The following is a 23594-nucleotide window of genomic DNA, read 5'->3' on the forward strand; positions in this document are numbered from 1 at the left end:
GTGCCTTAGCCGGCCGCCGGTGCCCTAGCCGGCCGCCGGTCCCCTCGCCGGTGCCTTAGCCGGCCGCCGGTGCCCTAGCCGGCCGCCGGTCCCCTCGCCGGGGCCGTCACCGCCACCAACGCTCGAGGATGCGGGCTACCCCGTCCTCGGTGTTGGTGGCGGTGACCTCGTCCGCGGCCGCCTTCGTGTCCGGGTGCGCGTTCTCCATCGCGACCCCGTGGCGCGCCATCGACAACATCGGGATGTCGTTGGGCATGTCCCCGAACGCGACGATCCCGTCGGCCGCCACCCCCAGGTGCTCGGCCATCAGCTGCAGGCCCGACGCCTTCGTCACCCCCGAGGCGGAGATCTCGATCAGGCCGTTGTCCGTGGAATAGGTGACGTCCACCAGGCCGCAGAGCTGCGGGGCCAGCGCTTCGGCCATCTCGTGGCTCGTCGCCGACGCCATCCGGATCAGCAGCTTCACCGCCGGCTCGGCGATCACCTCGTGGTCGGCGAGCTCGGTGTTGTCCGGATTCAGCCACGCATGCTCGTAGCCGGGGGCGCTGACGAACTGCGGCGTCGCGGCGTCGTGGGCGCTCGCCCCGATCCGCTCGGCGGCCAGACCGCAGCCGGGCAGCACGCTGTTGGCGACGTCGGCAACCCAGGCCAGCTCGTCCGCGGAGAGCACGGCGGCGCTCAGGACCCGGTCGGCGGCGCTGTCGTAGAGCACCGCGCCGTTGGCGCACACCGCCATGGGCGCGAAGCCGAGTTGCTCGATCACCGGCGGAATCCATCGCGGCGGACGGCCGGTGGCCAGGACGAACGGCGTCCCGGAGGACACCACGGCCTGCACCGCCGCGCGGGTACGGTCCGAGACGCGCTCCTCGTCGTCGATGAGGGTGCCGTCGACGTCGGTGGCAACCAGGCTCGGCAGATCTCGGCTCACTTCGCCATTGTGCCGGTCCGCCGCGACACGGCGCATCCGGACGACCCGGGCCTCACCGCGGCTGTCGTCGTCACCGGTCGGTGCCGGCATCCTTCTGCGCCCGGCGGGCCTTGCGCGCGGCGGTGTCGGCGTCGTCGAGCGCCGTGGCCTCCGCGAGCGTGGGCGCGGTGCCGCCGAGCCGGGCGGGCACCCAGTACGCACCGGCTTCGTGGACGTAGCTGCCCTGCAGTTCCCGCAGCATGCGCTCCATCGTCTCGTGCAGCTCCGCGGTCAGCTCCGACGCCGACGCGTTCGGCGCGATGGGTTCGCCGACGGCGATCGAGATCGGCGTCTTCGTGCGGCCGAGGCGCTTGGGGTGCCCCTTCGTCCACACCCGCTGGGACCCCCACATCACCACGGGGATGATCGGCACGTCCGCCTCCAGCGCCATCCGCGCGGCACCCGTCTTGAAGCCCTTGATCTCGAAGCTGCGGCTGATCGTGGCCTCGGGGAAGACCCCGACCAGCTCGCCCGCACGCAGCGCCGCCACCGCCGCGCGGTAGGAGTCGGCGCCGTCGGCCCGGTCGACGGGGATGTGCTTCATGGCCCGCATCAGGGGACCGGAGATCTTGTGGTCGAAGACCTCCTTCTTCGCCATGAACCGGATGTAGCGCTTGGAGGTGCGGGCGGGCAGGCCCGCGTAGGTGAAGTCCATGTAGCCGACGTGGTTCATGGCGATCACGGCGCCACCGACGGCGGGGATGTTCTCGGCGCCGGTGACGGTGAACTTCAGTCCCTGCGCGGCGAAGACGGTCCGGGCGAGGCCGATGACGGTCCGGTAGAAGGGTTCCACAGTCGGTCAGAGTAGCCGGATCGGCGGCTGCGGGCTCCGCCCGATGTCCGCCGCCCGCCCGATTCGGGATCAAAGGCCCGTATCCGGCCCGGGTTCACCGCCTGGGCGCGGCGCCGCACCGGCGTCCCCCTACGCTGGGTGGTACGTCGGTCAGCACGTCAGGAGGCAACGAAGTGCAGATCACCAGCGTCGGACACGCCGGGTTCCACATTCAGACCGCAGCGGGATCGATCCTGTGCGATCCGTGGGTCAACCCCGCGTACTTCGCGTCGTGGTTCCCCTTCCCGGACAACACGCAGTTGGACTGGGACAAGCTCGGCGACGTCGACTACCTGTACGTCTCGCACCTGCACAAGGACCACTTCGACCCGGAGAACCTGAGCAAGCACGTCAACAAGGACGCGACGGTGCTGCTGCCCGACTTCCCGGTCCCGGACCTGCGCCGCGACCTCGAGCAGCTCGGGTTCACGAAGTTCCTCGAGACGACCGATTCCGTCAAGCACACCGTCAGCGGCCCCAAGGGCGACCTCGACGTCATGATCATCGCCCTGCGCGCGCCCGCGGACGGGCCGATCGGCGACTCCGGCCTCGTCGTCTCGGACGGCGAGACCACGGTGTTCAACATGAACGACGCCCGCCCGGTCGAGATGGACTCGATGCTCGAGGCGTTCGGTCGGATCGACGTCCACCTGCTGCAGTACTCGGGCGCGATCTGGTACCCGATGGTCTACGACATCCCCAAGCGCACCAAGGCGAACTTCGGCAAGCAGAAGCGCCAGCGCGGCATGGATCGCTGCCGCAGCTACATCGACCAGGTCGGCGCGACGTGGGTGGTCCCGTCGGCCGGGCCGCCGGTGTTCCTCGATCCGGCGCTGCGCCACCTCAACGACGACCACGGCGACGAGGGCAACATCTTCCCCGACCAGATGGTCTTCCTCGAGCAGATGCGCCTCCACGGCAACGACGGCGGCGTGCTGATGATCCCCGGTTCGGTGCTCGAGGTGCACGGCAGCACGTCGATGACGCTGACCCACCCGATCCCGGACGCCGACGTCGAGCGGATCTTCACCGACAAGGCCCCGTACATCGAGGAGATGGCGCAGCGCCTGGCCCCTGTGCTCGAGGCCGAGAAGGCGACGTGGGCCCCCGCCGAGGGCGAGCCGCTGCTCGGCCCGCTCAAGGCGAAGTTCGAGCCGATCATGGCGCAGTCCGATCTGATCTGCGACGGCATCGGCTACCCCGTCGGCCTGGTGATGGGCGAGGAGACGGTCGTGCTGGACTTCCCCAAGCGGGTCGTCCGCGAACCCATCGAGGGAGAAGGCAAGTACCGCTACGGTTTCCGCATCGCGCCGGAGCTGGTGCGCACTGTCCTGCGCGACGACGAGCCGGACTGGGTGAACACCATCTTCCTGTCCACCCGCTTCGAGGCGTGGCGTGTGGGCGGCTACAACGAATTCCTCTACACGTTCTTCAAGTGCCTCACCGACGAGCGGATCGCCTACGCGGACGGCTGGTTCGCGGAGGCCCACGACGATTCCGCGTCGATCGAGCTGGGCGGGTTCGAGATCCAGCGCCGCTGCCCGCACCTGAAGGCCGACCTGTCGAAGTTCGGTGTCGTCGAGGGCACCAGCCTCACCTGCAACCTGCACGGCTGGCAGTGGGACCTCGTGACCGGCCGCTGCAAGACCTCCCGCGGTCACGAGCTGCGCTCCCGCAAGCTCTGACCCCCCGTCGCGTGGGTGTGGCCGAATGTCACATGGGTTCAGTTCGATCGAACGCGTGTGACATTCGGCCGCAGCACGTTCGGCAACAGTGCCGGCACGGCGAGCACCAGCGCCCCCAGCGCGACGAGCGCATACGGCCACCACTGCCGCTCGGCGGTCGTCTCCACCGCCGCCCCGACGTCGCCCGACGACGCCGGGGCCGGCGACTTCGGCAGCGCGGCCGTCGCTTCCCGCACGTTGTCCGAGACTCCCTCGATCACCCCGGTGACGGGGCCGACGCCGTCCACGAGCTGTCCGGTGCCGTCGACGAGCTGCCGGCCGCCGTCGTCGAGGAGCATCAGTCCGTCGCGTAGCTGCCGCGAGCCGTCGGCGGCCTGCACCATGCCGGCGACGAACTGCGCGTCCGGGTCGCTCAATTCGTAGGCGAGCTGCCGCGCGCCGCCGCGCAGCTGCTCGAGCTGCGCGAGCGTCTCCGGGCCGAGCCCCTCGGTGTTCAGCCGTCCGACGAGCCCGTCGAGCCGGGCGGCGGCCTCCTGGGACACCGGGTCGGGCGACTGCCGCAGGGTGCCGGCGACGACGGTCAGCTGCTCGGTCACGCCCGCCTGCATCTCCCCGAAGCCGGTGAGCCGGTCGACGACCTGGTCGACGCCATCGCTGACCTGGGTCGCACCGTCGCCGAGCAGGCCCACCCCGCCCTGGAGCTGACCGAGCCCGTCGGCGAGCTGCTGCCCACCCGCGCTGGCCTGCGCGAGCCCGTCGGCGAGCTGGTGGGCGCCGTCGTCGAGCTGGCGGCTGCCGTCGGTGAGCTGCCCGACCCCACCGCCGAGAAGCGCGAGCGGCAACCCGGCCTGCTGAAGGTTGTTGCGGGTGCCGGAAAGCGGGTCGCCGGTCGCGGCGGGCGGTGCGTCGGCCGGCGTCGCGACGGCGGGCGCGTCGGCGTACGCGAAGGCGGAACCGGTACCGATCAGGCCGAGACCGGCGGCGACGAACAGGGCGGGAACGAGACGAGCACGCATGGCGGAGGACGTTAGTCCGGCGAATTAAGAGGGGACTGAGACGGCGGCAGCCACCGCACCGCCGCGACGGCCAGGCCGAGCAGGGGCACCGCCCACGCGGCGAGCACCGCCGCCAGCGGCAGCCAGACCGTTCCGAGCGCGAAGCCGGCGTAGACCGCCACCGACGCGACCTCGCCGACGAGGCCCGACACCGACGTCACGGTCGCGCGGGCGGTCCCGCTCATCGCGTCCTGCATCCGCGCCTCGGCGACGATCATCGCGTTGTGCAGGGCGCCGTAGCCGATGCCGATCGCCACGAATCCCGCCGCGCCGCCGAGCGCGGCACCCGCCGCCAGCAGCACACCCCCGGCGGCGATCACCGCCCCCATGGCGCGACCGGTCATTGCCGCGGTGCGGCCGGCCGTCGCGGCGCCGAGCACCTGTCCCGCAACGGTGATCGCCACCAGCACCGGCGCCGCGGACGTGCTCGCGCCGCCCTCGCGCGCCAGCAACGCGAAGTACTCCTCGAACGCGAGGCACGCCGACAGCAGCGCCGCGAGCAGCACCGCGCGGCGCACCACGGCGCTGCGTCGCGCCTCGCTCGTCCCGGCGTGCAGCACCGCCAGGTAGCGGGTCACGAAAGCGCCTGGAACGGCGCCTGTCTCGTCCGCCGAGGCGTGACGGGGAGCGGCCGGCAGGGTGAGGACGAGCAACCCGTTGCCGACGGTGATCGCCACCGACAACCACCCCACCGTCGCGTAGCCGCCCACCGCGAACAGCGGCGCGGCCGACAGCGTCGCGACGAGGACGCACAGCGTCTCGCCGGCGTTCGCGTAGCCCAGTACCGCCGGATACCGGTGCGCCGCCCCGCGTGCGGACAGTTCGTCGTACACCAGGGCCTCGAACGTCCCGGACTTCAGCGACTCGCTGATCCCCCACGCCACGAAGCCCGCCGCGAACCCCCAGTAGCCCGGGAACAGCAGCCACAGGGCGAAGCCCGCGGTGAACAGGACCGCGCTGAGCAGCAACAGGCCCCGGCGGGACACCGTGTCGGCCCACGCGCCCGACGGCACCTCCGCGACGAACGCCACGACGGACCACAGCACGAAGAGCGACGAGATCTCGCCCGTACCGAGGCCGTGGTCCTCGAACAGCAGGGCGTACAGACCGTAGAGCGGCACGAGTTCGCGGGTGGCCGCGTACGCCACCACACGAACGGTCAGGGAAGAGGCGGAGCCGGATCAACATCGGTGGCGCATGGCTCCAGGGTGGCACGCGCGGACGGGTTTGTCACCGCGCGATACGGTCGGCGGGTGACCGAACGCCAGCGCACCTACACGTGGGACGACCCCGCCCCGACGTCCGCCGCGAACCGCGACATGCAGGGCCTCGACTTCCTGCGCGGCCTGATCGACGGCTCCATCCCGCACCATCCGACGTCGCGCACGCTCGGCTTCCGGGTGACCGACGCCCGCGAGGGCTGGGTGGAGGTGAGCATGGAACCGCAGGAGTTCCACGCCAACGCGGTGGGCAGCGTGCACGGCGGCGTGATCGCGACGATGTTCGACACCGCGATGGGGTTCAGCGTGTCGAGCACGCTCGAGGCCGGTGTCGGGTACACGACCCTGGACCTGCAGGTGCGGTATCTGCGGCCGGTCCAGGCCGGCAAGGGCGTCGTCCGCGTGCACGGCATCTGCGAGTACAGCGGCCGTCGCACCGCCACCGCCCGCGGCGAGGCCCGCGACGAGAACGACCGGTTGCTCGCGACCGCGTCGACCACCTGCCTGATTCTGCGCTGACAACCGTCGCCGGACCCGCACACTGAAGTGCATGAGCGTGGAACGCATCGCACTGGACCGCTTCTTCACCCTGTACGGAGAGGCGCTCGCCGGGTTCGACGCCGAGGCCTCGGCCGCGCTGTGGGGTGAACCGGGCACGATCCTGACGGATTCGTTCGCCGGATCGCTGGCGAACCGGAAGGAGATCACCGAGGCGCTCACGCAGAGCAACGAGACCTACCGGAAGCACGGCCTCGCCGGTGTGGGGCACGAGTTGCTCGACCTCTCCCCGGTCACCGACAAGATCGTGCGGGCCCGGGTGCGCTGGTCGTTCCGCGACGCGAACGACGCCGTGATGGCCACCAGCGACTACGAGTATCTGCTGCGCGACGACCCCGACGGCCTGCACGCGTACGTGGCCGTCGGCTGCGACCCGGGCAGCTGACGGCGTCGGCCCTCCCGGGCGGGGTGACCGAATGTCACATGCGTTCGATCCGAGCGAACCCATGTGACATTCCGCCGCCACCCCACGCGGCGGAACGCCTCAGGCCGGCGGTTCGAGCACCTCACGCCCGACGAACGGCACGAGCGCCGACGGAACGCGCACGGACCCGTCGGCCTGCTGGTGGTTCTCGAGGATCGCGACGAGCCAGCGGGTGGTGGCGAGCGTGCCGTTGAGGGTGGCGGCGATCTGCGGCTTGCCGTTCTCGTCGCGGTAGCGCACGCCGAGGCGACGAGCCTGGAAGGTGGTGCAGTTCGACGTGGAAGTCAGTTCCCGGTAGCGCTCCTGCGTGGGCACCCACGCCTCGCAGTCGAACTTGCGGGCCGCCGACGAGCCGAGGTCACCGCCCGCGACGTCGATGACCCGGTACGGCACCTCGATCGCGGCGAGCATGTCGCGCTCCCACGCGAGCAACCGCTGGTGTTCGGCGGTGGCGTCCTCGGGCTTGCAGTAGACGAACATCTCCACCTTGTCGAACTGGTGGACCCGGATGATGCCGCGGGTGTCCTTGCCGTAGCTGCCGGCCTCGCGGCGGAAGCACGACGACCAGCCCGCGTACCGCTTCGGACCGCCCGACAGGTCGAGGATCTCGCCGGAGTGGTAGCCGGCGAGCGGCACCTCCGACGTGCCGACGAGGTACAGGTCGTCGTCGGCGAGGTGGTAGATCTCGTCGGCGTGGGCGCCGAGAAAGCCGGTGCCCTGCATGATCTCCGGCCGCACGAGCACCGGGGGGATCATCATCTGGAAGCCGTTGGCGACGGCCCGCTGGGCGGCGAGCTGCAGCATGCCGAGCTGCAGCAGCGCGCCGTAACCGGTGAGGAAGTAGAACCGGGCGCCGGAGACCTTCGCGCCGCGCTCCATGTCGATCAGTCCGAGCGATTCGCCGAGGGTCAGATGGTCCTTCGGCTCGAAGTCGAAGGTGGGCAGCTCACCGACGGTCTCGAGGGTGACGAAGTCGTCCTCCCCGCCGGCGGGGGCGCCCTCCTGCACGATGTTGGAGATCGCCAGGTGCGCGCGCCCGAGCGCCTCCTCGGCGGCCTGCTGCTCGGCCTCGAGCTTCTTGACCTTCGCGGCGAGTTCCTTCGCACCGTCGAGCAGCGCGGGCCGTTCCTCCGGGGACGCCTGCCCGACCTTCTTGCCCAGCGCCTTCTGCTCGGCGCGGATGTTGTCGCCGGCCAGCACCGCGGCACGGCGGGCCGCGTCGGCCTCGAGCAGCGCGTCGACGAGACCGGGGTCCTCGCCTCGGGTGCGCTGCGAGGCACGGACGGCGTCGGGGTTCTCGCGGAGGAACTTGAGGTCGATCACGGGGTCACAGCCTACTCGGCGCCGTCTGCGGCCGATTCCGACCTACTGTGCCCACAGTTGCAGGCAGTCCTCGCGTTGGAACATCCTCGCCGAGTCCACGGCGTTCGGATGTCCGGCGTAGGGGTCGGCTCCGGCGTCGGTGAGCACCCGCACGACGTCGATCGCCCCTTTGAACACGGCGCCGGCGATCGGCGACTGCCCGCGGTCGTTGAGCCGGTCGACGTCGGCGCCCCGTTCGATCAGGGTCCGCACCGCGTCGGCGTGACCGTGGTAGGACGCCAGCATCAGCAGGGTGTCGCCCTTCTCGTTGCACAGGTTCACCGGCACCCCGGCGTCGACGTAGGCGGCGAGCGTCTCGACGTGCCCGGCGCGGGCGGCGTCGAACAGGCGCTGCGCGATCTCCTGGACTTCGGGATCGATGGGCTCCGTCATGTGCACCGAAGTTACCCGGGGCGCCGCGCACAGGCATGATGGACGGTGATGGCCGAGGAGAGTGAGCAGCAGTCCGATCGGACGACACCGTCCGCGTCGCGGGTCCGGGGCGCCCCGTCCGCGAAGCTGACCCGTCGCGCCTTGATGCTGGTTGCGGCGGGCGCGGTACTCGCGGCGCTCGTCACCGCGGTGGTGGCGGGATTCGGCGGGTCCGACGACGAGCCCGGCGGTTCGACGAGCGCCGTCGTCACCACCGGCGCCGTGGCCGGCGAGGCCTTCGGCACAGCCGTCGCAGGCGACTGCCTGACCTGGACGGAGATCGATGCGAGCGACCTCGCGAAGGTGGACTGCGCCGAGTCGCACCTGTTCGAGGTGGTGAAGGACATCGACCTGAGCGTCTACCCGGGCGCCGAGTGGGGTCCCGGGTCGCGCTTCCCGTCGGTGCTGCGTTTCACCGAACTGCGCGACGAACTGTGCGCACCAGCCGCGATGAACTACCTCGACGGCCGGTTCGACCCGCACGGCAAGTTCAGCGTGGGCCTGATCAACCCCGGTGAGGCGGGCTGGGCGGCCGGTGAGCGGACGCTGCGCTGCGGCCTGCAGTTCTCCTCCACCACAGGCAACCTGCTGCCGATCAAGGGCACGGTCGCCGACCAGGACCAGTCCAAGGTCTGGGACGTGGGCACGTGCATCGGCATCAACAACGGGGTGCCGGCGGACCCGGTGGACTGCGCCCAGCCGCACGCCTTCGAGGTGATCTCCGTGGTGGACCTGTCCGGCCAGTTCCCCGGCGGTCTGCCGAGTGTCGAGGACCAGGACAAGTACCTCGAGGGGACGTGCACCGAGAACGCCAACGCCTACCTGGGCAGCCCCGACGCGCTGCGCAACAAGACCCTCACACTGTTCTGGGACAACCTGGACTTCGACAGTTGGCTGGCGGGCAGCCGCAAGGTCAACTGTTCGGTGGGCAAGCAGGTCGAGGGCGGCGGATTCGCGTCGGTCACCGGCACGGCCGCGGGCGACATCCTCATCGACGGCCAGCCGCCGGTGCCGCCGCCCGCCGCGCCCGAGGGCCGCTCGCTGCCGACCCCACTGCCGGGGGCGGCGCCCGTTCCGGGCGCCTGAGGTGGCCGCACGGATGGGCGACGAGCGGTTCGACGAGCTCGTCGGAGAGGCCCTGGATCTGATCCCACCGGAACTCGCGCGGGCCATCGACAACGTGGTGGTGCTGGTCGAGCCCAGAAACGAGGAAGAGCCCGATCTGCTCGGGCTCTACCACGGGATCGCGCTCACCGAGCGCGACAGCCACTATGCGGGCGCGCTACCGGACACCGTGACCATCTATCGCGACGCCATCCTCGACATCTGCGACTCCGACGACGACGTGGTGCACGAGGTCGCGGTGACGGTCATTCACGAGATCGCTCACTACTTCGGAATCGAGGATGCTCGGCTGCACGAGCTGGGCTGGGGCTAGTGGACCCGTAACGGGGTCCGGTCGCGCCGTACTTCGGCTTGCGCTGCAGAAAGTGCGGACTGATCGTCGAAATGATCAGCAGGGCGAGCGTACCGATGATCACCTCTGCGACGACGATGTAGACGAAAGCAATACCGACGATCTTTGCGATCTCTTCCATGTCGATCACCTCCGGTCCGACCGTACCGCGGGACGGCCGTCCGGACGGGGTAACCGGGACGGCCGTTGCCGGGCGGCGTCACGGCCGCCCGGCAACGGTGTCCGGTCACTCGATGCGGTCGAGATCGATGCCCTTGGTCTCGCGGCTGCTCAGCACCGCGACGACGGTGATCATCATGGTCACCACCAGGTACGCGATGACGGTCCCGACGCCGAAGCGGTCGATGAGCCAGACGGCGATGAAGGGCGCGGGCGCGCCGGCGATGATGGACGACCCCTGGAACACGAGCGACGAGCCGGCGTACCGGTAGCGGGTCGGGAACAGTTCGGTGATCCAGGCCGCCTCCGGGCCGGCGAGAGCACCGTGGAAGAAGGCACCGACGCACACACCCACCCACAGCAGCGGCACGCTCTGCATCTGCACGAGCCAGAAGAAGACGGGCGCCCACACCACGAGCACCACGGCGGGCACCAGCATCGCGATGCGGCGGCCGACCCGGTCGGACCACCGGCCGCCACCGATCATGCCGACGAACTGGAACACCGACGCGAAGGTCACGGCCAGTATCACCTCGCCCCGCGCGAAGCCGTGGTAGGTGGTGGCGTACGCGATGACGAAGACGGTGTAGACGTAGAAGGCGATGTTCTCGCCGAGCCGCATGCCGATGCCGAGCAGCACCGGGCGCGGACGGGACAGCGCCTCGACGATGCTCGACCGGGACTCGGTGCGGCCGGCCGCGGAGGCCTGCGCCGCCCGGAACACCGGGGACTCCTCGACGCCGTGCCGGATCCAGAAGCCGATGATCAGGAGCGGAATCGCGAACAGGAACGCGATCCGCCAGCCCCATGCGTCGAACGAGTCGGCCGGGAGCAGGAACACCAGGGCCGAGACGACCACGGCGGCAAGCACGGTGCCCGACGGTGCGCCCGCCTGCGGCCAGGACGCCCAGAAGCCGCGGCGCTTCGGCTCGCCGTACTCGCTCACCAGCAGCACGGCCGCGCCGAATTCACCGCCGAGCGCGAAGCCCTGGATCATGCGCAGCGCGACGAGCAGGACGGTGGCCCAGATGCCGATCTGCTCGTAGGTCGGCAGCAGCCCGATCGACGCGGTGGCGGTGCCCAGCATCACGAAGGTGATCACGAGCATCGGCTTGCGGCCGAACCGGTCGCCGAGATGGCCGAAGACGATGCCGCCGAGCGGCCGGGCGATGAAGCCGAGGCCCTGGGTGGCAAGGGCGAGAAGCAACTTGGTGATGCCGTCGGATCCGGGGAAGAACAGCGGGCCGAGGACGGTGGCGGCGAGAATGCCGTAGATCGCGAAGTCGTACCACTCGAGCACGGCACCGGCCATGCTTCCGGTGAGGACCCGTTTGAAGCTGCTGCGTGGCACGTCCGGCGCGGTGGGCGCGGTGCGCACGGCGATCGGGTCGAGCGTAGATCCCATGACGGATCCTTTCGAAGGTCGGTGATTCAGAGTCGCAGGGCCAGCCGGTCGCCACAGGCACGCGAGCAGCAGGTCATCATCTGCCGGTTCGCCGCCCGCTCGGCCTTGGTCAGCACCGTGTCGCGGTGGTCGACCTCGCCGTCGAGGACGGCGACCTCGCACGAGCCGCAGAGGCCTTCCTCGCAGTCGCTGGGCACGTCGATGTTGTTGGCGCGCAACGCGTCGAGGACGGTCTGGGTGGGTTCGACCCGCACGGTCAGCCCCGAGTCACGCAGTTCGAGGTCGAAGGCGTGCTCGACGTCCGGATCGAGCGCCGCGAGGGACGAGGTGAAGTGCTCGACGTGCAGCGCCCCGTCGGGCCAGTTCCGGCTCGCGTCCTCGAGTCCGGCGAGCAGCCGCCCGGGCCCGCACGCGTAGATCTGGACGCCGGGGGCGGGCTCGGCGAGGAGGGCGGCGAGGTCGATCCGGGTGCCTTCCTCGGACACGTGCAGGGCGGCCCGGTCACCGTGCCCGGCGACACGCTCGAGATAGGCCATGCCGGAACGGTTTCGGCCGCAGTAGTGCAGTTCGTAGCTCCACCCCCGGGCGCGGGCGTGGTCGGCCATGGCCAGGACTGGGGTGATGCCGATGCCGCCGGCGACGAACACGTAGTGCTCGGCGCCGGGGTCGAGCGCGAAATGGTTCCGAGGGCCGCGCATCCGGAGCGGGCTTCCCACCTCGAGCTGTTCGTGGATGTAGCGCGAACCGCCGCGGCTCTCGGGATCCAGGTGCACGGCAATCTCGTAGCTCGGCGCATCGGGCGCGCCGCACAGGGAGTACTGGCGCGACAGCGCGCCGAGGTCGAGGTCGATATGGGCGCCGGGAGTCCACGTGGGCAATGTCTTTCCGCCGGCGTCGCGCAGGACGAGGCGCAGCACGTCGTCGGCGATCCGGTCCAGGCGCTCGACGGTGACGGTGCGGGACACCGCCCGGGCGGCGGGTTCTCCGATGGTGACCGGTTGATGCCGGTGCAGCACAGCAGGATCGGTGCGCTCGGGATTCGCCTGCGGATCCCACTGCACCCACACGTGGTCGGGTCCGCGGAAGGACGTATTCGGCAGGTAGGTGAACTCCTGATCGGGTACGAGTTCCATGTGGGGAAGCCGCGTGGTGAGTTCCTCGAGGAAGATCTGCATCTCCATGCGGGCCAGGTTCTTGCCCATGCACTGGTGGCTGCCGTACCCGAAGGTGAGATGGTCGCTCGAGTTCGGGCGCCGGATGTCGAACTCGTCGGGGCGCTCGAAGTGGCGCTCGTCGTGGTTGGCGGACGCGTTGACGACGAGCAGCTTGGCGCCGGCGGGGATGTCGACGTCGCCGATGCGGGTGTCGGCGGTGGCCACCCGTCGCCACGCCGCCACGGACCCGGAGTGGCGCAGGCACTCCTCGACGGCGTTGGGGATCAGCGACGGATCCGCGCAGATCTCCTCCCACACCGCGCGGTTCTCGAGCAGCAGCTTGAACGCGTTCGCGGACGCGTTGGCCGTGGTCTCGTGCGCGGCGACGATGCCGGCCATCATCATCGAGTGCAGGTAGGAGTCGGTGACGACGTCCGGCATCTCCCGCTGCTTGCGGATCCCGTAGGGCATCCAGCCGTGTCCCGACGGGTCCTGCCGCATCTTCTCGAGCACCGTGCCCGCGTACTGCCAGAACCTGCCGACCGCCTCGGCGACGGCCACCTGCTCCTCGGGCGCGGGGCGGCCCCAGGTGTTCACGGTGTGCGCGATCGAGTACTTGCGCATCGTCGCCATGTCCTCCTCCGGCACGCCGAGGAAGTGCAGGGCGACGGTGAGCGGAACCTCCCACAGCATCTCGTCCACCAGGTCGGCCTTGCCGGATTCGACGAAGCGGTCGACGTATTCGCGCGTGAGCCGTCGCACCATCGCCTCGTGGTGCGCCAGTTCCTTCGGGGTGAACGGATCCATGAGCGCGCGGCGGCGCGGCATGTGGGCGGGCTCGTCCTCGTTCACGAGGGTCCGGGCCATGGCGTAGTCGTACCGGGCGAGGGTGGCGGTGGCCTCCGCCGAGACGGGAGTGATCTTCTCCAGCGCGATCGCCGGCGAGAACAGGATGTTGTCGCGGAACACCGCCTTCACATCCTCGTACCGGGTGACGACCCAGTAGCCGAGTTCGGGGCTGTAGAACACCGGCTCCTCGTCGCGGGACCAGCGCAGCGACTCGGCCGGATCGGTCTGGTACGCGGAACCGAACGGATCGAACGCCGCGGCGTTCGCCGACACCGGGCAGCCGCCCGCCAGGGCCGCGTGGTCGACGGGACACGCCGGCGCCGACGCCGGAACTGATGCACTCATGCTGACACCGAAAACCTCTCCAACAGCACTGTTACTTTTATCGAACAGTTTCGTCCTATATACGGACATGCAGCAGAGTAAGCGGCGTCACAGGAGAGGTCAAGTGGGATCCGCGGTCACAGCAGCCGGGCCCACGTCCGCAGGACTCCCCGGCACCCGCGCGGCCGCCGCCACCGAGCATCAGGACCGGACGTCACGAGCCGGTACCCGAGGCAGGTCCTGCCCCTTCGAGCGCTCAGCCGGCGGCAGCGCCGAACCACTGGGTCAGCCGGCCGAGCAGATCCTGTTGATCGTCACCGGCCCACGCCACGTGGCCGTCGGGCCGCAGCAGCACCGCGGGCACGTCCAGTTCCTCGCTGACGTCGACGACGTGGTCGACCCGGTCGGCCCAGCCCGCCACGGAAAGCCGTCCGGTCTGGTCGAGGAGCAGTCCGCGGCCGCCGTGCATCAGTTCGTAGAGGCGACCCTGCTTCAGCCCCACGTCCCGCATCCGCCGGCCGAGCAGGTCGTGGCCCTCGCCGAAGTCGTAGCGGACCCCGACCGCGGTGATCATCTCGGTGACGTACCGGTTCACCTCCTCGAAGTCCATCAGCTTCGAGAACAGTTCCCGCAGCGCGATCACACCCGGATCGGTTCCCATCAGCGTGATCTGCGCGCGGGTGTTCTCGAGCACGCGGGCGCCCACCGGGTGCCGTTCGGCGTGGTAGCTGTCCAGCAGTCCCTCCGGAGCCCAGCCGCCCACTTCGGCGGCCAGTTTCCAGCCGAGGTTGAACGCGTCCTGGATGCCGAGGTTGAGTCCCTGCCCGCCGGTCGGCGGATGGATGTGTGCCGCGTCGCCGGCCAGCAGCACCCGCCCGACCCGGTAGCGCTCGGCCTGCCGGGTGGCGTCGCCGAACCGGGAGAGCCAGCGCGGCGAGTGCGCGCCGAAGTCGGTGCCGGCGATCGCCCGCAGCTGCTGGGTGAACTCGTCGAGGGTCGGTGCGGCCGCCCGGTCCTCGGCCACCCCGTCGGCGGGCACGATGACGCGGTACGCCCCGTCCCCGAGGGGTACGGCGCCGAACCGCAGATGGGTCTTGTGGACTTCCGCGACCACGGCGGCCACCGTCGCCGGGTCCTCGGTCAGCTCCATCTCACCGAGCAGCGTCTCGACCTTGCTGGGCTCGCCGGGGAAACCGACGCCGAGCAGCTTGCGCACCGTGCTGCGGCCGCCGTCGCAGCCGACGAGGTAGCGCGAGCGCAGCCGGGTACCGTCGGCCAGCTCGGCGCTCACCCCGTGGTCGTCCTGGCTCAGCCCGACCAGTTCGCAGCCGCGCCGGATCTCGGCGCCGAGTTCGAGGGCGTGCTCGTTGAGCAGCCGTTCGGTGACCGGCTGCGGAGTGGCGAGGCCGTACGGGTGCGCCGTGTCCACCCGGTCCGGCCACGGCTTCATGATGCCGCCGAAGAGACCGCCGACCCGGAACTTCTCACTGACCGCGAGAAACCGGTCCAGCAGGCCGCGTTGGTCCATCATCTCGACGCTGCGCGCGTGCAGGCCCTGTCCGCGGGACTGCGCGGTCGGCTCCGTCGCCTTCTCGAGCACGAGCGTGTGCACGCCGTGCAGCCGCAACTCGGAGGCCAGCATCAAACCGGTCGGCCCGCCGCCGGTAACGATCACATCGATCATGAAAAATCCCCCGTTCGACAACGTTGTATTTCGGCCGGCTGCTCCACACAGTCCGGCGGGCCCGCACACCCGCACCCGGGCGCCGGGTGCCCGCAACCACCCGAGTCCTACCGGCGGTTGGACGCCCACCTCGCGAATCTCCCGTTTCCGCAGGTTCCGGCTTCGGCTGGCGATTCTGCAGCACCACCGGGGTCTTGCGGCAAGGCCCCCCGCGCGCTATATGTTGAAAGTGGCAAGGAGCCGATGACCTTCTTGCCTTTGCCTTCTCGGCGCCGACCACAGTTCCGTCCATCCCGGGCCGACGTCCGGGTGAACGACGATGGGAGTGTCAGTCGGTGAGCAGAGCGCTCAGCCGTGCCGCCGCGTCACCGACCGCGAGGGCCGCGGCATCGACGTCGAGACCGGCGATGGCCACCACCCCGACGCTGCACTCGAGGCCGGCCCCCCGCGGCGCGCGCACCCCGGCGGCGACACCCACGGCGCCGCGCTCGAGCTGTCCGCGCGTGACGCTGTAGCCGAGCGCCCGGGCCTGCTTCACCGCTTCGGGGTCCCGCGCGTCCTCGGGTCGCAGCGCGAGGATCGCGATCCCCGCCGCCCCGCGGTCGAGCGGGTGCCGGTTGCCCACCCGGTATCCCACGTGCAGGAGCGCCCCTTCCGGCTCCGCGACGAGGATGACGATGCACTCGTCCCCCTGCGCGGCGGACACGAAAGCCGTCGCCTGCGTGCGCTCGGCCAGGTCGTGCAGCACCGGACCGGCCGCATGCTGAAACTGGGGCACGAACCGCGACGCAAGGACGGCGGCACCGGCGCCGAGCCGGATCCGGCCGTCGTCGGCCCGCACCACCAGCGAGTGCGATTCGAGCGTTGCGACGATCCGGTAGGAGATCGCCCGCGCGATCCCGAGTTCCTTGGCGAGGTCCGCGACCGTGATACCGGCGGGCGAACGGGAGATGATGTCGAGCGCGCGCAGACCACGATCGAGGGTCTGCAGCGTGCTCATGGGTTCCTCCGTCCGTCGTGCCGGATCCGACCCTACCGGCGCGGGCGCCACCCCCGATGCAGCGCATTGCAACGCTTGAGCACCCCCCGCCGCACTGGTTCCCTTCGAGTGACACAGGTCACTATGGACGGGAGCCGGTATGAGCATCGAAGGCAAGGTCGCGCTGGTCACCGGCGCCGGGCAGGGCATCGGACGGGCGATCGCGCTGCGGCTGGCGGCGGACGGTGCGGACATCGCACTGCTCGACGTCGACGGCGGCAAGCTCGCCGCGGTCGAGGACGAGGTGCGGGCCGCCGGCTCGAAGGCGATCTCCGTCGTTGCGGACGTGACCGACCGCGAGCAGATCCGAGCCGCCGTCGACCGGACGGAGACCGAACTGGGCGGGTTCGACATCATCGTCAACAACGCCGGCATCGCACAGGTGAACCCCATCGCCGACGTGACACCGGAGGAGGTGTCCCGGATCATGGCGGTCAACGTCGAAGGCGTCCTCTGGGGCATCCAGATCGCCGCCGCCAAGTTCCGCGAGCGCGGGCACGGCGGCAAGATCATCAATGCGTCCTCGATCGCCGGCCACGAGGGCTTCGCGATGCTCGGGGTGTACTCCGCAACCAAGTTCGCCGTAAGGGCGCTCACCCAGGCCGCGGCCAAGGAATACGCGTCCGACGGAATCACCGTCAATGCCTACTGCCCCGGCGTCGTCGGCACCGACATGTGGGTCACCATCGACGAACGCTTCGCGGCATTGACCGGGGCACCGAAGGGAGCGACGTTCGAGAAGTTCGTCGGCGGCATCGCGCTCGGCCGCGCGCAGACGCCGGAGGACGTCGCGGCCTACGTCTCCTACCTGGCCGGCCCGGACTCCGACTACATGACCGGCCAGTCCGGGTTGATCGACGGCGGCCTGGTCTACCGGTGAGCCGAACCCGCTACACCGGAAGGAGACTCCCTTGTTGAGCAGAGCGGTACGGGCACTGGCGGTTCCCCTGCTCGTGTTCCTCGACCATGTGATGGCGCCGAAGTACTCCCCCGAGCTGTTCGCCCTCTCCGAGCAACTCGCGGGCCACACCGACTGAGGGGCACAGCCGGACTCGAGCAACGGCGGACCTCGGCATCGTTCGTCCACCCTCGCTGCCCCTCGCCCCCACAGGTTCGCCAGGACGGCCCGACGTTCCCCGTCGGGCCCGAAAGTTGGCGTGTAAGGCCTGTACTGCGTTGATCGATTGCGTGACGATGCAGTCGTGCACGGGCACTCAGTGGGACTTCCTGGCTCGGTGGCGGCGTACCGCGTCCGCATTGCCGCAACGGGCACTGCAATACGCCCGGCGGCCGTTGCGGCTGGTGTCGACGAACACTCGAACGCATCCCGCGTTCGCGCACGCGCCCAGACGACCCCCCTCGGCCTCGACGGTGAAGATCGCGAGCCCACCCGCGGTGACCGCCATCACACGCCCGACGAGGTCGTTCTCGTCCGGCGTGAAATGCAGATGAGGACGGTGGTTGTCGTGCGTGGTGAGATACACGCTGGCTACCCCGTCGAGCAGGAGGGCGTTGATCGACCGGCAGCGTTGCTCCTCGTCCGGCGCCACGAACACCGCCCGGAGCCGGGTCGTCCACCGACGCAGCGCCGGCACGTCGCTCTTGTCGACATCCGACCACCGGATCACGTGCTCGCGAAACACGGCCTGGACCTCCGGGACGGTCCACACGCCCCTCTCCCCGAGGTTCACGAGGTCCGCGGCCAGCAGCGCACCGGTCATGTTGTCATGGTTGAACTGCACTGACCGATTGCACCACGGTGGTCGCGTGCACCTGGTCACCACCGCCGTTCTCCCCATCGTTCTCATCCTCGCCCTGGGCGCAGTCCTCCGTCGCCGTGTCGTCACCGACGCCGGCTTCTGGCGCGGGATGGAGTGGCTGAGCTACCACGTGTTCACGCCTGCGCTGTTCGTCGAATCGATCGCACGGACCCCGTTGCGGGAGGTATCGCCGGTCCCGTTGCTTCTCAGTTTGTCCATCCCGGTCCTGGCTGTGTCCGTGTTGCTCGTCGCCCTTCGTCGACCACTACGGGCCGAAGGACCGCAGCTCACGTCGCTGGTGCAAGGAAGCATCCGCATCAACACCTACATCGGGCTGGTGTTCGCCTCGGCGCTCGAAGGCACCGGCGGAGTAGCCGACTTCGCACTCGCGGCATCGGTGATGGTTCCGTTGGTCAACGTCGTGTCGGTCACCGCGCTGTCGTTCTACGGTGCCCGCGATCACGCGGCTGCAATGTCGAGTACGTGGCGCCACCTGGGCACCAATCCCTTGATTCTGGGATGCGTTGCGGGTCTGACGCTCAACCTCACCGGCATCGGATTGCCCCCGGCGATTGCGGTACCGGTGGAGATGTTGGCAGAACCCGCACTTGTCACCGGCACACTCGTGGCAGGGGCGGCGATCACCCTTCGGGTGCGGCTCCGCGACGGCCTCGACATCACCATCGCGTCGACGATCAAACTGGTCGCCCTTCCCCTGTCGGCCGCCGCCCTCGCAAGTGCACTGGGATTGACCGCCGCAGCCCTGACCGCCGTCGTGCTCATCTGCGCCGTCCCCACCGCGCCCTCGGCGTACATTCTCGCCAGGCGTATGGGCGGCGACTCGCAACTGATGGCGTCCATCACCGGAGCGCAGACAGTCCTGTCCGTAGTAACTCTGCCCCTGATCCTTCACCTGACCACAGCGACCTGACCCACGACGACAACGGCGTGATGCACCACCGGGAAGCGACCTCGCCCGCACAGCGACCGCCGACGCCGAGACATCTCGCCGCGCCGCCCCGGCCGACGCATCCATGCAGGCCGAGTAAACAGTCGGTCGGCTCGAAACTCGGACGATTACGCAGAGAGCTCAGCCCCGACGGCGCCCCCGCCCCGCCTGACAGGCGTTCCTGCCCGCACGCACAGGAGCAGTCGTATACACCACGTCTCCAGCACCACACATTGCTATCCGACCAGCTCCAGGCGGTGAACGACCCACGCTCGAGGACGGCTGGTCCCACGGGCCCCTCGCCCGCAGGTCCCCACGAGGCCGACCTCACCCTCGGCGTGCGTTTGACTTTGTGCGGCGCGTCACATAACTTATCGACTACTAACCGAACGATCGATTGGCTACACACGTTCGCAGGAAGGGCAGCCATGGCCACCCCCTCGGTTCCACAGGCGCAGGAGACGGCGCCCAGCTCTCCGCCACCCGCCGCCCCGCCGCACTCGCGCCGGGCGGCCCGCAAGGCCGCGTTCGCTGCCGCGGTGTCGACCTCCCTCGAGTGGTACGACTTCTTCATCTATGCCACCGCCGCGGCGCTCGTGTTCAACAAGACGTTCTTCGCCACCGGCAGCGAGGTCGTGGCCGCGCTCAATTCGTTCGCCACCGTCGCGGTCGGCTTCGTCGCCCGCCCCATCGGCGGGATCGTCTCGGGCCACTTCGGCGACAAGTACGGGCGCAAGCCGGTACTCGTGACCGCCATCCTGCTCATGGGTGTCGCGACCACCCTGATCGGCTTCGTGCCGAACACGTCGATCACCTGGCTCGCCCCCGCGATGCTCGTCCTGCTGCGCATCTGCCAGGGACTGGCGGTCGGGGCGCAGTGGGGCGGCGCGGTCCTGCTGGCCACCGAGTACGCCCCGGCCCATCGCCGCGGCTTCTACGGAAGCTTCGCCCAGCTCGGCATCCCGATCGGCGTGGTGATGGGCAACGCGGTCTTCCTGGCGGTGGCGTGGGCGGTCTCGCCCGAGGCGTTCACCTCATGGGGCTGGCGCGTGCCGTTCTGGATCAGCCTGTTCATGCTGTTCGTCGCCTTCGCCATCCACCGCTACCTCGAGGAGACCCCCGAGTTCCAGCAGGTGGAGGCCAAGCTCGCGGCCGCGCCGGCCCAGCGGCGTTCCCCGGTCCTCGAAGTCCTCCGGCACAACAGCGGCACCGTGCTCATGGCCGGCGGCACCTATCTCGTCGGCATCGTGATGTTCTACATCACCATCACCGGCTCGGTGCAGGTGGCCACGACCAACCTCGGCATCACCCGTTCGGACGTGCTGGCGATCATCCTGATCGCCGCGGGTGTACTCGTGCCGATGGTGCCGCTGACCGCCTACCTGTCGGACCGCTACGGCCGCAAGCTGATCTACGGCATCGGCATCGTCGGCATGGGCCTGTGGGCCGTGCCGATGTGGCTGCTCATCGGGGCGTCCTCGTCGGAGGACATCTGGCCGCTGGCCGTCGCGCTGATCGTCTCCTGCGTGGTGATGTCGTTCCAGACCGGGCCGCAGGCCGCCCTGTTCGCCGAACTCTTCCCCCCGGAGATCCGTTACTCCGGAGCGTCCCTGGGGTACCAGGCGGCATCGATCCTCGGCGGCATGGCGCCCATGGCAATGGTCGCGCTGATCAACGGGGAGGTCGCCAACCTCTGGCGCGTGGGGCTGCTCATCGCGGCGCTCTCGGTCCTCGCCCTCGCCTGCCTGGTGGCCCTCGCCCGTCGTCGCGCCTGACCTCCCGGCGCCACTGACCCTTCGGCGCCACTGCCCCTTCGGCGCCACTGACCCTTCGGCGCCACTGACCCTTCGGCGCCACTGACCCTTCGGCGCCACTGACCCTTCGGCGCCACTGCCCTCCCGGGCGCCACTGACTCTCCGCCCGAACGAACACTGGAGACCCCATGTATCCCGGTGCCTACCTCGACACCACTGCGCACAAGCCGGCCGTGATCATGGCCGACACCGGCCGGACGGTCACCTTCGCCGAGCTCGAAGCCAACTCGATCCGCATCGCCCGCCACCTCCGCACGCTGGGACTGCGCCGCGGAGACCACGTCGCGGTGCTCGCCACCAACACTCCCCGGGTGTTCGACATCTACTGGGCGGCAATGCGGTCGGGCCTCTACGTCACGATGGTGAACTGGCATCTCACTCCCGGCGAGGCCGCCTACATCGTCGACGACTGCGGCGCGAAGGCCGTGCTCGTCGACGCCGCGCTGGAGGAGATCGCCCGGGTGCTTCCCACTCTGCTGCCGAACACCGAACACCGGCTCGCCTTCGGTGGCACGCTCCCCGGATACGCCGACCTGGACGCGGCCGCGGCCGCCGAGTCGGATGCCGCGCCCGCCGATCAGCCCCGGGGGGCGGACATGCTCTACTCGTCCGGCACCACGGGCCGCCCCAAGGGCATCAAGCCCGCGCTGCCCGACCGCCAGGTTCACGAACCCGGTGACACGATGACCGCCATGAACGCCTCGGTGTGGGGCGTAAATCCGGAGACGGTGTACCTGTCCCCCGCACCGCTGTACCACGCGGCACCGTTGCGCACCTGCGCCGCGGTGCAGGCCCTCGGCGGCACGGTCGTCGTGATGGGCCGCTTCGACCCCGAGAAGGCCCTCGAATACATCGAGCGGTACCGGGTCACCTACAGCCAGTGGGTGCCCACCATGTTCGTGCGCATGCTCAAACTGCCGGAGGACGTGCGCTCCCGCTACGACGTGTCCAGCCTGCAGGTCGCCGTGCACGCCGCGGCCCCCTGCCCGGTCGAGGTCAAGCGGCAGATGATCGCGTGGTGGGGCCCGATCCTGTCGGAGTACTACTCCTCCACCGAACTCAACGGCCTCACCCTCGTCGACACGGAGGAATGGCTGCGCAAACCCGGCACGGTGGGCCGGGCCGCGCTCGGCGTCGTCCACATCTGCGGCGAGAACGGCGAAGAACTGCCGGCGGGGCAGATCGGCACGATCTATTTCGAACGCGACCTGCTGCCGTTCGAGTACCACAACGCACCGGAGAAGACCCGCGACGCCCAGCACCCGCACCACCCGGCGTGGACGACGACCGGCGACGTCGGTTACCTGGACGAGGACGGGTATCTGTTCCTCACCGACCGTGATTCGTTCATGATCATCTCCGGCGGAGTCAACATCTACCCGCAGGAGATCGAGAACGCGCTCGTCGAGCACCCCAAGGTCCTCGACGCCGGCGTGATCGGGGTGCCCGATGCCGAGATGGGCGAGATCGTCACCGCGGTGATCCAACCGGCCCCCGGCTTCGACGGCGACGACGCGCTCGCCGCCGAACTGGCCGACCACCTCCGCGGTCGCCTCGCCAAGTACAAGCTCCCGCGCCGGATCGTGTTCAGTGACGACATGCCCCGGACACCGACCGGCAAGCTGGTCAAGCGCAAGCTGAAGGAGCGCTTCGTCGACACACCGGTGTGACGCCGGGCCGGGAAACCCGGTCGACGACGAAAACGACTCGGCCTGCCGCTCGTTGCGAACGCGGCAGGCCGAGTCGTCGTCGGTTCGCGGGTGCGTTCTCGCCGGTTCGGCAGCCCGCAGCCGTCCCGGCCGCAGCAGCGGTTCCAGTTCGCTCCACTGCGCCCGCAGTAGCCGCTACAGCCGAACGTGTCGGCGGCCGCCCACTGCACGGCATCCCGGTGACAGCTCAGTTCGATGCGGTCGCGTCGGGGCCGCTGTCCGCGGGCGGTCACGTCCACATCGAAATCGATGCCGGCGACGCGGTCGCCGGCGGGCGCGGGATCCGGTGCCCGTCCTCGGCGCAGTCACCGCCGACGCCGACGGCAGGGTCAGGCTCCGGTGGCGTGCTCACCCAGGATGGTGGTGAGTTCTTCCGCGTACGCGAGCTGCGTGCGCAGACGAGCGCAACTGTCCTCGGCCCGCCGATGGAACTCCGCCAGCACGCCGCGTGCGTCGGCGGCCCCCTGCCCGGAGGTCGCGGCGGCGGCGATCCGATCGAGAGCGGCGAGCAACGCGCGCATCTCGTCGAGGGTGAACCCGAGCGGTTTCATCCGCCGGATCACCAGCAGGCGCTGCACGTCGTCCTCGGTGTAGAGGCGGAACCCGCCGGCGCTGCGGGCGGACGGGGTGACCAGGCCGACCTCGTCGTAGTGACGGATGGTCTTGATCGACAGCTCGGTGCGCGCAGCCACCTGCCCGATCTGCATATGCCCCGAATCGATAGTCACAGCCGCAC

General features: G+C 69.9%; 22 protein-coding genes. 10 read left to right on the top strand and 12 right to left on the bottom strand.

Annotated features, from left to right (window positions below):
• Positions 1-106 precede the first annotated feature (106 nt).
• Together JYA75_RS02890 and JYA75_RS02895 are read right to left on the bottom strand one after the other, a co-directional pair.
• A complete protein-coding gene (locus tag JYA75_RS02890) occupies positions 107-928 on the bottom strand; it encodes a Cof-type HAD-IIB family hydrolase (protein WP_029547012.1) in 822 nt (273 codons plus the stop codon).
• A gap of 70 nt (positions 929-998) precedes the next feature.
• Positions 999-1760, bottom strand: a complete 762-nt coding sequence (locus JYA75_RS02895; protein ID WP_006944520.1) for a lysophospholipid acyltransferase family protein — start codon at positions 1758-1760, stop codon at positions 999-1001.
• Positions 1761-1933: 173 nt separating this feature from the next.
• On the opposite strand from JYA75_RS02895, the gene JYA75_RS02900 reads away from it, so the two are divergent.
• Positions 1934-3484: an MBL fold metallo-hydrolase gene (locus JYA75_RS02900; RefSeq protein ID WP_029547011.1), complete on the top strand. Its 1551-nt coding sequence runs from the start codon at positions 1934-1936 to the stop codon at positions 3482-3484.
• 38 nt (positions 3485-3522) lie between these two features.
• On the opposite strand, the gene JYA75_RS02905 is transcribed toward JYA75_RS02900, so the two are convergent.
• On the bottom strand, positions 3523-4500 hold the full coding sequence (locus JYA75_RS02905) for a membrane protein (RefSeq protein WP_043798760.1): 978 nt from the start codon (positions 4498-4500) through the stop codon (positions 3523-3525).
• Between the two features lie 11 nt (positions 4501-4511).
• Entirely contained in the window at positions 4512-5690 is a 1179-nt protein-coding gene (locus JYA75_RS02910; protein WP_203329674.1) for an MFS transporter, read from the bottom strand.
• 168 nt (positions 5691-5858) lie between these two features.
• On the opposite strand from JYA75_RS02910, the gene JYA75_RS02915 reads away from it, so the two are divergent.
• The gene (locus JYA75_RS02915) at positions 5859-6278 is read left to right on the top strand and encodes a PaaI family thioesterase (RefSeq protein ID WP_338109685.1); all 420 of its coding nucleotides are present in this window, start codon (positions 5859-5861) and stop codon (positions 6276-6278) included.
• 31 nt (positions 6279-6309) lie between these two features.
• Positions 6310-6702, top strand: a complete 393-nt coding sequence (locus tag JYA75_RS02920) for a hypothetical protein (RefSeq protein WP_006944530.1) — start codon at positions 6310-6312, stop codon at positions 6700-6702.
• A 99-nt stretch (positions 6703-6801) separates the two neighbouring features.
• Here JYA75_RS02920 and serS read toward each other — a convergent pair whose 3' ends face one another.
• Positions 6802-8064, bottom strand: a complete 1263-nt coding sequence (gene serS / locus JYA75_RS02925) for a serine--tRNA ligase (RefSeq protein ID WP_029546990.1) — start codon at positions 8062-8064, stop codon at positions 6802-6804.
• Positions 8065-8106: 42 nt separating this feature from the next.
• The gene (locus JYA75_RS02930; protein WP_043798768.1) at positions 8107-8496 is read right to left on the bottom strand and encodes an ankyrin repeat domain-containing protein; all 390 of its coding nucleotides are present in this window, start codon (positions 8494-8496) and stop codon (positions 8107-8109) included.
• 48 nt (positions 8497-8544) lie between these two features.
• Here JYA75_RS02930 and JYA75_RS02935 point away from each other — a divergent pair, with 48 nt between their 5' ends.
• Both JYA75_RS02935 and JYA75_RS02940 read left to right on the top strand, forming a co-directional pair.
• Positions 8545-9621, top strand: coding sequence for a septum formation family protein (locus JYA75_RS02935; protein ID WP_006944536.1), 1077 nt, complete (start codon positions 8545-8547; stop codon positions 9619-9621).
• Between the two features lie 13 nt (positions 9622-9634).
• A complete protein-coding gene (locus JYA75_RS02940; protein WP_006944538.1) occupies positions 9635-9973 on the top strand; it encodes a metallopeptidase family protein in 339 nt (112 codons plus the stop codon).
• Between the two features lie 265 nt (positions 9974-10238).
• On the opposite strand, the gene JYA75_RS02945 is transcribed toward JYA75_RS02940, so the two are convergent.
• From JYA75_RS02945 to JYA75_RS02960, 4 genes are all read right to left on the bottom strand, one after another.
• A complete protein-coding gene (locus JYA75_RS02945; RefSeq protein WP_006944540.1) occupies positions 10239-11576 on the bottom strand; it encodes an MFS transporter in 1338 nt (445 codons plus the stop codon).
• Positions 11577-11602: 26 nt separating this feature from the next.
• The gene (locus tag JYA75_RS02950; RefSeq protein ID WP_043798771.1) at positions 11603-13924 is read right to left on the bottom strand and encodes a cytochrome P450/oxidoreductase; all 2322 of its coding nucleotides are present in this window, start codon (positions 13922-13924) and stop codon (positions 11603-11605) included.
• A 235-nt stretch (positions 13925-14159) separates the two neighbouring features.
• Positions 14160-15587, bottom strand: a complete 1428-nt coding sequence (rox, locus tag JYA75_RS02955; protein WP_006944544.1) for a rifampin monooxygenase — start codon at positions 15585-15587, stop codon at positions 14160-14162.
• Between the two features lie 328 nt (positions 15588-15915).
• A complete protein-coding gene (locus JYA75_RS02960) occupies positions 15916-16587 on the bottom strand; it encodes a helix-turn-helix domain-containing protein (RefSeq protein WP_006944546.1) in 672 nt (223 codons plus the stop codon).
• 139 nt (positions 16588-16726) lie between these two features.
• Between JYA75_RS02960 and JYA75_RS02965 the strand changes: the two genes are divergently transcribed.
• Positions 16727-17506, top strand: coding sequence for an acetoin reductase (locus JYA75_RS02965; RefSeq protein ID WP_185713443.1), 780 nt, complete (start codon positions 16727-16729; stop codon positions 17504-17506).
• Positions 17507-17540: 34 nt separating this feature from the next.
• Positions 17541-17663: a hypothetical protein gene (locus tag JYA75_RS29065; RefSeq protein ID WP_258008691.1), complete on the top strand. Its 123-nt coding sequence runs from the start codon at positions 17541-17543 to the stop codon at positions 17661-17663.
• A gap of 177 nt (positions 17664-17840) precedes the next feature.
• Here the strand turns inward: JYA75_RS29065 and JYA75_RS02970 are convergent, their stop codons facing one another.
• Positions 17841-18347, bottom strand: coding sequence for a CGNR zinc finger domain-containing protein (locus tag JYA75_RS02970; protein WP_239010524.1), 507 nt, complete (start codon positions 18345-18347; stop codon positions 17841-17843).
• 46 nt (positions 18348-18393) lie between these two features.
• Between JYA75_RS02970 and JYA75_RS02975 the strand changes: the two genes are divergently transcribed.
• The 3 genes from JYA75_RS02975 (at position 18394) to JYA75_RS02985 (ending at position 22819) form a co-directional block, all read left to right on the top strand.
• On the top strand, positions 18394-19317 hold the full coding sequence (locus JYA75_RS02975) for an AEC family transporter (protein WP_185713441.1): 924 nt from the start codon (positions 18394-18396) through the stop codon (positions 19315-19317).
• A 446-nt stretch (positions 19318-19763) separates the two neighbouring features.
• Positions 19764-21110, top strand: coding sequence for an MFS transporter (locus JYA75_RS02980; RefSeq protein WP_185713440.1), 1347 nt, complete (start codon positions 19764-19766; stop codon positions 21108-21110).
• A 167-nt stretch (positions 21111-21277) separates the two neighbouring features.
• The gene (locus JYA75_RS02985) at positions 21278-22819 is read left to right on the top strand and encodes an acyl-CoA synthetase (RefSeq protein ID WP_185713439.1); all 1542 of its coding nucleotides are present in this window, start codon (positions 21278-21280) and stop codon (positions 22817-22819) included.
• 368 nt (positions 22820-23187) lie between these two features.
• Here JYA75_RS02985 and JYA75_RS02990 read toward each other — a convergent pair whose 3' ends face one another.
• Positions 23188-23565, bottom strand: coding sequence for a MerR family transcriptional regulator (locus JYA75_RS02990; RefSeq protein ID WP_006944555.1), 378 nt, complete (start codon positions 23563-23565; stop codon positions 23188-23190).
• Positions 23566-23594 lie beyond the last annotated feature (29 nt).

The organism is Rhodococcus sp. PSBB066 (assembly GCF_017068255.1).
GTDB lineage: Bacteria > Actinomycetota > Actinomycetes > Mycobacteriales > Mycobacteriaceae > Rhodococcus > Rhodococcus aetherivorans.

Coding starts and splice junctions, on each gene's coding strand:
- JYA75_RS02985 (WP_185713439.1), top strand. CDS start 21,278: ATGTATCCCGGTGCCTACCTCGACACCACTGCGCACAAGCCGGCCGTG.
- rox (WP_006944544.1), bottom strand. CDS start 15,587: ATGATCGATGTGATCGTTACCGGCGGCGGGCCGACCGGTTTGATGCTG.
- JYA75_RS02970 (WP_239010524.1), bottom strand. CDS start 18,347: ATGACCGGTGCGCTGCTGGCCGCGGACCTCGTGAACCTCGGGGAGAGG.
- JYA75_RS02935 (WP_006944536.1), top strand. CDS start 8,545: ATGGCCGAGGAGAGTGAGCAGCAGTCCGATCGGACGACACCGTCCGCG.
- JYA75_RS02905 (WP_043798760.1), bottom strand. CDS start 4,500: ATGCGTGCTCGTCTCGTTCCCGCCCTGTTCGTCGCCGCCGGTCTCGGC.
- JYA75_RS02990 (WP_006944555.1), bottom strand. CDS start 23,565: ATGCAGATCGGGCAGGTGGCTGCGCGCACCGAGCTGTCGATCAAGACC.
- JYA75_RS02980 (WP_185713440.1), top strand. CDS start 19,764: ATGGCCACCCCCTCGGTTCCACAGGCGCAGGAGACGGCGCCCAGCTCT.
- JYA75_RS02940 (WP_006944538.1), top strand. CDS start 9,635: ATGGGCGACGAGCGGTTCGACGAGCTCGTCGGAGAGGCCCTGGATCTG.
- JYA75_RS02930 (WP_043798768.1), bottom strand. CDS start 8,496: ATGACGGAGCCCATCGATCCCGAAGTCCAGGAGATCGCGCAGCGCCTG.
- JYA75_RS02920 (WP_006944530.1), top strand. CDS start 6,310: ATGAGCGTGGAACGCATCGCACTGGACCGCTTCTTCACCCTGTACGGA.
- JYA75_RS02965 (WP_185713443.1), top strand. CDS start 16,727: ATGAGCATCGAAGGCAAGGTCGCGCTGGTCACCGGCGCCGGGCAGGGC.
- JYA75_RS02960 (WP_006944546.1), bottom strand. CDS start 16,587: ATGAGCACGCTGCAGACCCTCGATCGTGGTCTGCGCGCGCTCGACATC.
- JYA75_RS02945 (WP_006944540.1), bottom strand. CDS start 11,576: ATGGGATCTACGCTCGACCCGATCGCCGTGCGCACCGCGCCCACCGCG.
- JYA75_RS02915 (WP_338109685.1), top strand. CDS start 5,859: ATGCAGGGCCTCGACTTCCTGCGCGGCCTGATCGACGGCTCCATCCCG.
- JYA75_RS02950 (WP_043798771.1), bottom strand. CDS start 13,924: ATGAGTGCATCAGTTCCGGCGTCGGCGCCGGCGTGTCCCGTCGACCAC.